Raw genomic sequence first — 13,546 nt, forward strand, 5'->3', positions numbered from 1 at the left:
ATGGAATTAAAAGATGTCAATATTCAAGATAGTTTAAAAATAACTTGCAAGGTTTTATACGGAGCAAAACTGCCTAATGGAGTAGGAGAAATTATTAGAACCGAAACTTCTTATATTTTTAAAGGCGTCGAGCTAAGCATATCAGATGAAGGTTTAAAACGGGATTTGGATTTTTATTTAACTCGAGGTACAGCTCATTTAGCAGAAGTTGAAACAATGTATAAAGATAATACAATAGTTCTTAATTGTTGTTTTTTTGCCGACAGGCTTATTTCGTTAGACAAACCATTACATATTTATATTCATACGGATAAAATAAACAGCAAAAAAACAAAAGAAAATAAAGAAAAGTTAGATAAATATTTTAAAGATGTTACAGAAAAATGTCATATTATATCCGAATATAAAGATCAGAAAGATACTTATTTTATAATACAGGCAAATCCTGAGATTTTTGTTCCCACCAGCGAAATTCATGATGAAATTAAAAAAGAACAGGATGAAAAAATAGAGGATGCTAATGATTTACAAAATCAAAAGAATGAAAGTGAAAAAAGAACACCTGAAGAAAAAAATAAACAAAAAGAATTAAAAAACAAAATTCGCTCAAAAATTGAAAATGCAGATAAGCAAAAGATTGCATTCGCAATCTACGGGACAAATATTCGAATAGATGCAGAAAAATGGCAAAACGGCAACGGTTTTTCTGCAAAAAGACTTGTAACAAAAAAAAGTCAATCCTCCGCACCTAATTATCTTCTGATAAAGGGTTCTCTTGTATTTTCTAACGAAAAAACAGCCGTCTCTAACTTTATAAAAGCACAATTAGAAAATATAAAACAGAAAGGCTGCAGCTATCTTGATGCATGGGATAAATATTCTCAAGAAAGAGGAGAAAACCTTTTAGAAGATGCACGAAATTTCGGTACGTTTTCTATTCAAAATATAGAAAAAATTCCGGAAGAGGCTGATTCTTATAAACTTTTCTTGAATCATTTTGATGAGAAAAAAATCATTCATCGTATGACTATTGATATTGTTGAAGAAGAACCTTTATTTTTTCGTAAAAAAGATTTATCGTGGAATGATTATTTGATACAAAAAGAAGAAGAAAATAAAAATAAAGAAAAGGTTAAAGACCGTAAAGAAAAGAAAATCCAAAATCTTGAGATACAAGAAAGCGATAACTATTCAATTACGGTAAGGAGCAAGTTTAATTTATTGAAACTTAAGGGAGAAAAACGTTTTATTTGTTTTTCGACATTAGGTGAAGAAATTCAGTTGGAACGCCAAAAATCTGCACGCGAAGCGATTTCTGAAGGAAAATCCGGAATTCCTTATCTTGCAATGTTGCTTGAGGAGCAGGGGAAAATTCCTCATGCTCAAAAAAATAAAACATACAATTTTAAATTATCCTTAAAAACTTATGATAAGGTGTTTAAAAAACCTCCGACCGATACGCAAAGAAATGCTATTAAACTTGCTATGCAAACACCGGATATAGCCTTAATTCAAGGGCCGCCCGGAACAGGAAAGACAACGGTTATTACTGCTATAGTTGAAGAGCTTAAAAATGCTTTTAATAAAGAGAATCCTACGACAGGGGCAGTATTACTTTCTTCATATCAACATGCCTCTGTTGAAAATATTATTGAACGTGTGTGTATTAATTCTTTACCTACACCTAAATTCGGGAAAAAGCAGGATAGTGAAGAATATAATGAGCATATTGAAAAATGGATAAACGATTTAATAGAAAGCGTAAGAAAAGAAAATCCTAGGTTAGAACGTTTATCCTATGAGTTAGAGTTAGATGCCGCTTATGCAGAATACGAAAAAACTCCGTCTCCGTCCAATAAAATAAAACTATTGGATAAAATGCTGCACATAACATCGTTGTCAGATAAATTAAGAGCTGAAATTACTAAGGAGAGAGATGGGGATAACATAAGTGATTTACTACAATACGATATTGTATCCAAGATAAGAGCTTTACGTATTACATCGGAATCATTTTGCGATGATGGTAGAGAAAGATGTAAGGATTTACTGTATGAATTGAAAGATGAAGGAGATAACGAAATTTTAAAACGGTATGCTTATTTAGATGTCATGCCTGATAATGCAAGTTTAAAGGACCTACGCAGCCTAAAAGAAAAACTTTTGATTCAAGCCTTACCTCGACCTTCTTATGCTGTTTTTACAGCCGAGCCTAATATCCAAGAATTATACGGATGTGTAAAAAAAGAAATCCGTAAAAATAGAAGTAAGAAAGATAAGACTAATTTATGCCAATACGAATATTTAGAGCATCTTGAATCTAATCCGATAGGAATTGAAAATGCTATCAAAGATTGTTCTTTTGCTATTTCCGCTACTGCACAACAATCTGAAGGAACAGATATTATAAAATTCAAGAATGATTTTCAGCTGTATGATACCGTAATTATTGATGAAGCAGCACGTGCAACCCCTCCTGATTTACTTATTCCGATGGCAAAAGCCCGTAAAAAAATTATTTTGATAGGAGACCACCGTCAATTACCTCATTTAATTGATGAGGAATTGGAACAAAAAATCATTGAAAAAGAAAAAGAAGCAGAATCTGAAAAAAATACAGACCTTGAAGAATATTATAATCTCAGTTTGTTTGAACACCTTTTTACACGATTAAAAGAATTGGAACAAACTGATGGAATTAAAAGAATTATTACCCTTGATGCTCAATACCGTATGCATCCGCTTTTAGGGCAATTTGCAAGTGATAATTTTTATAAAAAACATAAGGAAGAATTTAAGTCGCCTCGGCCTGCTGAAGAGTTTATTCATAATTTACCCAAAACCGAAAACAAAGCATGCATATGGCTTGATGTGCCAAAGCACTTAGGTTTTGAAACACGGGCCGGTACCAGTATAAAAAGGAAGGCTGAAATTACGGCAATCATAAACTACTTGGAAAAATGGAAAAATTCTGAAGAAGGAAAAAATTTAACTTACGGTATTATCACTTTTTATAAGGCTCAAAGTGATGCAATAAAGCAAGCATTAAAAGATAAAAAAATAAAGGATATAAGAGTCGGAACAGTAGATGCTTTTCAAGGAATGGAATTTGATATTGTTTTTCTTTCGGCTGTTCGATGTAATAATAAAAAAAATTACGGCTTTTTGACAATGGAAAACCGATTAAATGTTGCTGTTACCAGACAAAAAAAAGCCTTAATTTTTGTCGGAGATTCTGAATTTTTAACAAGCAGCGATGCCCGCTTGGAAACAAATATTTCCGCAGTAGGGAATTTTTATGATCTATGCAAACAAGACGGTATTATTTTACAAGGAGATAAATAATGAACAATAAAATTAATGAAGCAGAAGATTTTCTTTTATATGATTGCGATATACCGTATAAGACTAAGCTGAGTAAACAATTTTTTTGGCCGATATACCGGCATAAGGTTGCCATTACCGGTTTTAATTTTCAAAATCTCAACTTATTTGAATATTTTGTATTAAAATTTACAGAAGCAGCTGGTAAAGAAAAATCGGTTTTAAAAAAACTTACTGCAATGGAAGAAGATTTAATAGATTTTTTGCAGCAAAGATTATATCATAAAAATTATTTAGATGAAAATTATTATATAACAGAAAGCGGGAAACAAGTTTTACACGAAATAACAGAAGTTCAAGAAAATGCGGAGGAGAATTCCAATTCAAATCATGAACCGGACTTTTTCTACATCTATTCGGATTCTTTTACCGGTTCTCTTTTGCCTAAAATAACAGCTATAAAAGAAGAAAAAGTTATTCAATCCAATATTACTCAAGAAGGTAAAAATTTAATAGTTTTTAAAAAAACAACTTCAGTCGGAAAAGCAAGCGAAAATGATGATAAAAAAATTTGGGCGTTTGATTTTCCCGTTCAACATGATCAAGATATAAGCAAAAAAGAAGTTGAGCAATTAATTATAAAAGCAATGAAAGATAGTCTACTTCCTGCTCAGTCTAATTTTAAAGTAGAGTCAATTAATGAAACTGAAAAAGTATATTTAGCAGTGTATTTTATTTTACAGGAAGGGAATACCGAAAAATGGCTGATAACAGAAGGCTTTTCGAATGATTTCAGTACTGTTTTTGTACCGGAAAACCTGAAGAAAGGTGATCAGGATGAAATTTTAAAATCTCGAGATGACATAGTTCAAAAGTTTATAAATATCCCGGAAAAAATAAAAAAAGAATTAACGGAAGAACAGATAAAAAAATTAAGTCCGTATTATAAGTATGGAGAAATTTTTAAAAAACTAAAAATAATAGAAATAGAAAAACCGGCTCTTCAAAAAACAGATGTAATAGATACAACCGATAAACAAAAGACTGTACAGAAAATAAAAAAAACATTAATTTCCAATTTGTATGAAGTTATGGAATGGTCTTTTTTTCATTCTACAGATGAGATTAAAAACAAAGATAAAGTTTTAAAAAGTTTAAAGGGAAAAGCTAAAGCCGAAATAAAAGAAAAAGCATTAAAAGCAATAAAAAAATACTCAATTATAGTAGAAGAAAAAAACAAAAAGAATCTAAATGTAAAATATGGAAGCATTTTGTATAGTTTAAAAGGAGAACCTCAGTTGATGCCGCTTGTTGTTTTTCATCTTATAGCAGAAGATAAAAACTTTGGAATACTTATAAAGAAAGCTCCGCAATTGATTGATGCTTTGATTGAGCTTACCGATTTACGGAACCGTGCAAAACATGGAGATGATATAGATATTGAATCTGAAAAAATTGATTTATATTATTCGATGTGCTACAACATTTTAAATCTTTTATTTCCTGCTGTACAGAATAAGATTGATACAAAATTATCTCAAAAAGATATCAGCTATTATAGCGAAACTGAAAATAAGATTAGGGTAAAAAAGATGAAGGCTGAAATGAAAGTTGAAGAAGCTTTGGGTTTTGCTCTACAAAGAAAACTCCCGTCCGAAATATACACCGATATAGTGGATATTGAAAAATTCTTTATAGATTCGGAAGGACCGGATATAAATGTAATCAATAATTTTTATAATATTTTTGATAAAATTTTTACTAAGATTAATCGATCACTTTCTCAGCCATCAAAAGCAATCAAAATACAGGATTGTATTGAAAAGGCCGAAAATGCAGGATTTGTTATGGATAATGAAAAATTTGAAGTATTTACACAAATTAACATTGAACGATTGCAAAAAGCCTTAGAAAACCATCCTATCAGCTTGCAAGCATCTTTTTTGGTGTTTTTGTTCAAGATAGAGCAAAAACAACTTGAAAAAATAAAAAAGAAGTGTCCTTCGATGATTGTGACAATACATTCTATTGCAAAGCTAAGGGGGCATGGGGATATTCTGATAATTCGTAAAGAAGTACCCGAATTGATAAAAAATTCGATTAAAGAAGCACAAGAGCTTTTGTTTGGTTTTATTAAATGTGCATATAATTTAAATATTATATAAAAAATGTTAACTTTGATGGAAAATATTCTATAAATATAATATAAAAGACCCAATGATAAGGAGAGAAATATGGGGTTTAATTTTTTTGAAAGCATTGCTAAAAGGAAGCAGGAAATTGCATATTTGGAAGATCAAAACCGAAAAATTATGCAAGAATTGGAATTATTTTTTAATGAACATCTGGAGCAGTATAAACAAATGGTGCAAACTGAAGTTGAACAAATGCAGAATCTGGATGGTCAAAAAATATCAGATTTTAATAGACTAATTGAAAACTACAGTCTAAATGTTCAAAAATTGGTTAGTGAAAGAGCAAAAAAATTTGATGCTGTTATTGCAAGTTATACTGCTCAAATGGAACGGTTAAGTCAGGAAATAAAAAAATTACAAGAGAATAAAATAAATATCATTCAGAAAACACAAGAAGAAAGCAATAAATTGCGTGAAGAAATTTTAGCAAAAACAAATAAATGCATACAAGACGAGTTTAATATTCTTCGTCAAAAACAGGACGAATTTGAAGTGCTTCAAGTTGAATATAAAAGTCTAAAGGAGGTTTTTGAATTGGATCAGCAGCAATTTGCAGCCGATAAAAAACGTTTGGAAGAATATGCCGCACTATTAGCAAAAGAACGGAAAAATATCGATAACACCGTTGCAAATAAAATTGCAGCGGAAAGACAAAATCTTGTCAATTATGAAAATGAACTTCGCGATAAGGAAGTCTCGATTAAAGAAAAAGTTGAAAAAGAAACTCAATTTGAACGGGCACGTCTTGAAGATTTTAAAACAAACCTTGAAGATAGAGAAAGCCGTTTTGAAAAAATAGTTGAAGAAAAAACCGAAGAAAGAATTAGAGACAGACAAGATGAAATGGATAAAGCCTTAGCTCAAGCAAAAGAAGATATTAAATATTTTTCAGAAAAAGCCCAAGGTTATGAAAAACTTGAACAGCTTTATCAAGAAATGCATAATTCGATAGGAGAAGACCCGGCCTCGGTTATGAAGCAATTAGCAGAAAAAAATGAAACTATCCGTCAATTACGGAAGGATATTATCAATCGCCCCACTAAAGAAATGGAAGAAAAATATAATTTGTTAGAAGAAAAACGCCAAAAAATAAATGAAATATATGAAAAAGTTAAAAGCCAAGAAGAAGAATATAACAGTACTTTTAGTGAAAATGCAGCATTAAAAAGTCAAATTGAACCGATGAAAAATCAAATTCATTCATTGGAAGAAGAGTTGAATTATTATCGAGGCATACATCAAACTGAGAAAAGCCGGGAAAAAAGAATTGAAGTAATAGAGACTCCGTTAGAGAAATTTTCAAATATCGTTATAAATGAATCCGATCCCCAACCGATAGAGGAAGAATGGCTTGAAGAAATACATGAAGAGATAAAACAATATGGATTGACTTTCCCAAAGCGCATTTTGTATGCCTTTCATACGGCTCTGAAATGCGGAGAAATCTCGCCTCTTACCGTTTTGGCAGGGGTAAGCGGAACAGGAAAATCAGAACTTCCCCGTCTTTATTCCCATTTCGGCGGTTTAAATTTTTTAAGCTTACCGGTACAGCCAAACTGGGACAGTCAAGAGTCTATGCTTGGTTATTTTAACTCAATAGAGAATACCTTTGATGCCAAAGAGGTACTGCGTTTATTGGTTCAGACTCAGCGTGATGAAAAATTAAAACAAGTACCTACGCTTATTCTTCTTGACGAAATGAATCTTGCCAATGTCGAATTATATTTTTCCGACTTTTTAAGTAAATTGGAAATTCGCCGCGGGTTGTATAATGATAAGCTTCCATCAATCGGTGTAAAATTGGGTTCAGGCTTAGCGGATTATCAAATTCCGCTCGGCAGAAATGTATTATGGGCAGGTACAATGAATCAGGATGAGACAACGAAAACACTTTCTGATAAGGTTTTGGATAGAGGAATTGTTATTAATTTCCCTAGTCCTGATACTTTAATAAGCAGAAATGTAAAGAAAAAGTTGGGAGAAAAAAGTCCTTTATTAAAATTATCTACATGGAACAGTTGGATACAAAACTCTACACCAGAAGCTATAAGTGAAAATATGCAAAGATACAAAGAGACAATACAGGATATCAATAAGATTATAGGTAAAGCAGGACGGGCTATCGGCCAGAGAGTTTGGCAGTCCATCGAAACCTATATTAATAATTATCCTTCTGTTATTTCAAATTTAAGTAATGAAGCTGGTTTGAAAAAGGAGTTGGACAAAGCCTTTGCCGACCAATTAGTACAAAAAATTATGCCTAAGCTTCGCGGTTTGGAAGTAGAAGGAATTCAAGGTGATTGCTTAAACCAAGTTGAAGAAAAAATATCAGGATACGGATTGGATGAAGATTTCAAAAATGCAATGGAATTAGGTTATGGTCAATTTATGTGGAATACATCTAAATATGCTTTGGATTCAAGCAATGTTTCTGAAGATGCTCACAAAAACACTAGCGAAAATCTTGGGCAAAGATCTACTGATAATGAAGTATCCGATATGGAAAAATAAAGTTTGCTCTTTAAGGTAAATAGAGATGATTCTCTGTTTACCTATATTTAAAGGATATCAATATGAGTGAAGTAAAAACAATAACCCAATTTTATAAGGCAATATTAAAACAAGATGAAGATGTTCAAGAGTTATTTGAACTACAAAATCAATATCATCATCTGTTTCAGTTTGATCCGATTACGTTTGAAAATTTACCGTCAACATTAGATGCTGTTATAGATAAAAATATTGAGTACCACAAAAATATTTCAAAAAAACAGCCTATACATGATTATTTGTATAGAATATTTTTATTTGCCGAACCCGCATTTAAACATATTTTCTCCGTTTTAAAAAATAACATTTTGCGTGAACATACTATGCTTCCTATTTCTAAGGTGCGTGAAATTGACGGGAAGTCTATAAGTTGGCTTAATAAAAGACCCGGCAGAACCATAAAGCAAAAAATAGGCGGGGCAGGGAAAATATTTGCTCCTCACAGAATTATCAGCATCGACACCGCAGAAAACAGATTGTTAAAAGCGGCAGCATATAAACTAAACAGGCTTTTATCGGCCCAACAAAAAGCATCCGGGGTATATTCTGTAAAGATAAAATTTATTCAAAGATGGCTTCAGAGTGAAGATGCAGGATTTATCGGGGAATGGAATAATATTCCGCCTAACAATGTTCTCCTTTCAGATAAAAACTATAAAAAGATTTGGAAAACTTGGATTGAATTGCAGCGGATAGACAGTTTAATAACGGAATATCTTGAACATATTGAAGAAATAAAGAAAACAATACACAACATTAATTTATTAACTCTTCAATATCAAAAAGTAAATAGTCATATCATTCAACGCCCTGTTTTAGGAGATAAAAAAGTTAATTTAACTACTCCTTTTAAAGACTATCAATATATAGTTCCATATCCTGCTTTGCCGTATAAAAAAATTAATCTAAAAAACTATGCAGATAGTTTTCAAAAAAACTATGAACCAAAAATAGAGCCTATAAAAGGTGCTTTTTGTGTAATAGATTTAACAAGTATAAAACCGAATTTTTCTTTTTGTCAAGATGAAATTAGACAATTACCTTTTATATTATTGCAGCAAATTTGGAAGTATCATGAAAAAAAATCTGATAAAATTACAAATCAATTTGTTGATTGCGGAAATGCACAGGCAATTCTTTTAAATAGTGAAGATAAAAATATAAAAATCGATACTTTTTCATTTCACGATTCATTAAATCAAGATGTAAATACGGATTCTTTTAAAATAAACGACATAACAGGGGTATTAATAAAAAAACTTAGTTCATATCTGTTGTGTTCAAAGTTAATTTATTTTTTACCTGAATCTTTAGATGATTTCTCAAGTCAAATTATTAGAGCGAATATTAATTTGTATTTTTTTAATGCAGAACAGTTACCTAGGAGTATTGCGAAAATAATGCTGCATTTTAACGGTAGTGATGAAAATACAATTGATACGGAGAAATATTATATTGTTAGAGAAGAAACCGATAGTGAAGTTATTTATACACCCATAAAAGCAATAAAAGATAAATCATCCGATTTTGAATTAAAAAAATTGATTAAAAATCATAACGGTGTTATATGGGAACGCCATCCGTCTATTATAGAAAGAAAAAAAACTCAGAATAAAAAACAAGATGAAAATCAATTTATTGATACAGTTCCGTTAAGTGATAGAGAATTCTTACCTAAAATCAAAAAAAATTCAAATGATATCGAATTTCTTAAGATAGTATTAAATACAGATAATAATGAAAAAAAATCTTATATACCTCCAAAAAGTCTCGAAAAATATCCTCATGATATAATAATCGAATTAAATAAAAATGATGTTATTCAAGGAGGAGTGCTTTTTACTCAAAATAAACAGATACTGGAAAATGAAAAGATAGATATTCCGCTTTGGAAAGATCATTTACCGCCTTTAAAATTAAAAACTTTTGAAAAGGAAATTCAATTGGTAAATGACTATACCTCGATTATACCGAAACGTGGACATGCCGTCATCATAGATGTTGAAGAAAAATTTACTCTTCCTAAAAATAGTCCGTTTATAGAATTTGAACTTGAGCGGGGTGCAGGACAACAGCAGAATAAATTTTTTTCATATATAAAAAATCAATATTTTCCATTGCAGGAAGATATTGATTGTGATTTACACTTAACATATACTTATGGCGACAACAAACCATATAAATTATCGTTTATTCCAAGAAATAATATTCAAAAGCAAAAGTATGAAGCTTTTATTGTTGAATGGACAACAGAAACTCATATCGATATAAATAGTTTACCTATTCCAAACTATCCTCCAATTTATAAATGGGATGATTTTTTTGAGTATCCGGAATCTGAGAAAGAAAAAAATGATGATATAATTAAATGGTGGAGTGATCAATTTGATTTAATTAAAAGACTGGCAGATAATAGTTTAAACAGAAGGTGTAATTTAAAAATAAAAAGAAACCGTTTGAGATTTTGTACTTTTACAATATGCAATAACGGGATGAGTATACTTAATAATAGAGAGATTGATAATAATTTTAAGCATGAATTTAAAAATACAATAAGATATGCTGAAATTATTATTAAAAAATTTCGTAATAAATATTTGCAAGATGAAATGCGTTTATTTTTGAGTGCTTTGCACAAAGATACGCCGGAGTCAAATATTCAATTTTTAATAGAAAGTTGTAAAAATAATTTTAATGAATACTATAGAAATATTGCTTTTGCTTTAGGCGATTTATCTCAGCAATGGCACAAAAACTTATTTAATTTTATATTAACAAATTATTTAAATGAAGATAGAGAAGAAATAGATTATGTTTTAAGGTTACTATCCATATCAATATGGAGACATAAAGACTTTGTTTTTAAATTTATCAGTAAACAATTAATTGTAATATTGAAAATTATAACAATTATAACAAATAGATTGAAAAAAAATAAAAAATATATAGAAGAAATTGTTTTTGAAGATCCGGAACATGATAAACAGTTCTATCTTAATCTTTCGTTTTTTATTGAGCTGTTGATTGGATTATTGAGATTACGGGAAAAAGAAGAATATCGAGAAGCCTTATCCCCATATTCTGCACACATAAAAGAACTATACACAGTTTTAAAATCATTAAAAGGCTTTGATATAAAAACCCGAATGAAATTTAAAAGTGATGATAAAAGCGAAATAACAGCATTGGAATATTTAATGGAGCGGTTAATCGGAACTATTAAAAATTCATCTATAAAAATTGCCGGAGTTTCGGCGGGTTAAAAGGAGTTATCTATGAATAAATACATTATTTGCACAGTAGGCACATCAATTGCCAACAATTGTGAAGAACAAAAAGTATTGTTTAAAACACAGGCAGGCTGGGACGAAGATTCAACGCTTATTAAAAAACAGCTGACCGAGAGTATAAAAAGCTACTCACCGAATTTAAAGAGAGGAGTTTCCAATTTCAAAAGCCTTTGTGCCGAAATAAATATTCTTGACCGTCTTAAATTAACTTCGAATGACCGTGTCTTACTTATTGCAAGTGATAATTTGCTGGGGAATGTCTGTGCTGTAGAAATAAAAAATATTATCGTAAAAGTCTATGGTATATCGGAAGCTCAAGTAGAAATATGCCGTGTTGAAGACTTGCAAATTAAAGATATGAAAAAACTTAGGACGAACGGAATAAAAAATCTTATTTCGAATGTAATCTCTAAACTTGAAGATGATTCCATTAGATATGGATATGAAATTATTTTTAATCCTGTAGGCGGATATAAGTTTATACTTCCTTTTATGGCTCTTTTGGCAATGCTGTATGGTAAGAGATCTGTCTATCTTTTTGAGTATTCGGAAGAACTTTTAAATTTACCGGCACTTCCTTTTAGTTTTGATACAAGTCTTTTTAATCGAGTTCTTCCTGCGATAAAACTTATTGAAAAGGAAGTAGCTATTCCTGAAGCCGAGTTTTTAAATGCAATTATAGATTACACTCCTTCCGAACATGATTTGTTTATGTCATTTATAGAACCGTATGAAGGTAATCTGGTAACTCTTTCTCCTCTTGCATATTGTTTTATGAAAGTAGATGAATCAAAAGAAGCCGCTAAGATCTGCTCAAAAGCAAAAAAACAGCTTGCCGATATCGATGGTAAATCTTCCGGCCAAGCTGTAAAAAGGATTATTAAAAATTCGGAGTCTCCTACATGGCGTAATGTAAATATGCACCCATGGAAGACCGGCACGGATTTATCTGTTTTAAAATGCGGCTCAGGGGAAAGAGTTGCCTGTTTTATAAAAAAAGGTATTGTGCATATCGTTGCAATTTTTTCTGACCATGCCGATTATGAAAGAACAATGCCTAAAATTTCGCAAGCTTCATTTGAAGATGAAATATTTACACCATGCGATTTTGGAGATGAAAACTTCGGTTCCGATGATAATAACGGTGCAGCTGTTTGTGAAGAGCGTAATGCTTTACAAATTAAATTAAAAGAAATACAGGCTATCAATGAAACCTTACAAAAAGAAAATAAAAATTACAATGTCGAAATTGAACTTAAAGAAGAATACATCGAGTCTAAAGAATCTGAAATAGAGTCGTTGAAAGCTTCGTATAATTCCTTATATAATGAGCTTGAAGCCCTTAAAAAAGAAATACAAGACTTACATTCGGCGCAAGAACAGCAAAAAAGTTTCTTGTACAGATTGAGACATCTTTTTAAGTATTAATTAACCCTTCACCTTCATTCCTCGCAAAAGCTCTTTTACTTCCTTCGGAATGCGGTAGCTTTCGATGGCTTTTTGGATAGCTTTGTTGTGGGTGAAGGTATCAAGCTTTTTGTTTTTGATGTAGGGGAGGGCCGTTTTGTATTGCTTGATGAGGGCAAAGCTAAAATACCAAGCTATCATCATATTTATATAGTACTCATCGGATCTGATTTTTGAAACAAGCTCCAACATTTCGGGTCTAAAATGCTCATCGAGATAATTCGACAATAAAAGCCCGATTGCGTACCTAACGGTATAGGTATGCTTCGATTTTAGCCATATCAAAATTTTTTTGTAAATTTCTTCATGGTGCTTTTTAAATATCTTGGGAGAAAAGCTATCGCAGGTTGCCCAGTTGTCGATGTAGGGCAAAAATTTTTCGGTCTCTTTTAACGCCTCATTAAAATCTTTTATGTTTTCGATAAAAAAGCAGTGCAGATTGTTTTCTTCAAAATACTTGTGCGGCATGTCCTTCATAAAGTCTGAAACTTGTTCCGGCTCGGCCTTAAAAAACTCTTTTGCAAATTTACGCAAGACGGGAGTTTTAATGCCTATCATCGTATTTTCGTCAATATTGGGAATCAGCTTTTTATTAAAGTCTTTGTACTCTTTATCTTCAAAGGAAAAAAGTCTGGTTTGGATTAGTGTTTGTTTTGTTTTCATCAAAGCTATTATACCGCTTTTTTTAATTTTTGTCGAGGAGAAAAATTTTTTCATATC

General features: G+C 31.1%; 6 protein-coding genes. 5 read left to right on the forward strand and 1 reads right to left on the reverse strand.

Annotation, left to right across the window (positions count from 1 at the left end; translation table 11 throughout):
* The 5 genes from HGJ18_RS02990 to HGJ18_RS03010 all read left to right on the forward strand — a co-directional run bounded on the left by HGJ18_RS02990 (position 1) and on the right by HGJ18_RS03010 (position 12,787).
* Positions 1-3,345 carry a DEAD/DEAH box helicase gene (locus HGJ18_RS02990; RefSeq protein ID WP_253697602.1) on the forward strand — a complete coding sequence of 1,115 codons (3,345 nt, stop codon included), beginning with the start codon at positions 1-3 and terminating at the stop codon, positions 3,343-3,345.
* Entirely contained in the window at positions 3,345-5,489 is a 2,145-nt protein-coding gene (locus tag HGJ18_RS02995; RefSeq protein ID WP_253697603.1) for a hypothetical protein, read from the forward strand. Before HGJ18_RS02990 ends, HGJ18_RS02995 begins: the two co-directional genes overlap by 1 nt.
* Before the next feature lie 123 nt (positions 5,490-5,612).
* The gene (locus HGJ18_RS03000; RefSeq protein ID WP_253697604.1) at positions 5,613-8,030 is read left to right on the forward strand and encodes a DUF8727 domain-containing protein; all 2,418 of its coding nucleotides are present in this window, start codon (positions 5,613-5,615) and stop codon (positions 8,028-8,030) included.
* Positions 8,031-8,092: 62 nt separating this feature from the next.
* The gene (locus HGJ18_RS03005; protein WP_253697605.1) at positions 8,093-11,332 is read left to right on the forward strand and encodes a DUF2357 domain-containing protein; all 3,240 of its coding nucleotides are present in this window, start codon (positions 8,093-8,095) and stop codon (positions 11,330-11,332) included.
* 12 nt (positions 11,333-11,344) lie between these two features.
* On the forward strand, positions 11,345-12,787 hold the full coding sequence (locus HGJ18_RS03010; protein WP_253697606.1) for a hypothetical protein: 1,443 nt from the start codon (positions 11,345-11,347) through the stop codon (positions 12,785-12,787).
* On the opposite strand, the gene HGJ18_RS03015 is transcribed toward HGJ18_RS03010, so the two are convergent.
* On the reverse strand, positions 12,788-13,489 hold the full coding sequence (locus tag HGJ18_RS03015) for a DNA alkylation repair protein (RefSeq protein WP_253698310.1): 702 nt from the start codon (positions 13,487-13,489) through the stop codon (positions 12,788-12,790).
* Between the last annotated feature and the right edge of the window lie 57 nt (positions 13,490-13,546).

The organism is Treponema denticola, assembly GCF_024181405.1.
GTDB classification, from domain to species: Bacteria; Spirochaetota; Spirochaetia; order Treponematales; family Treponemataceae; genus Treponema_B; species Treponema_B denticola_D.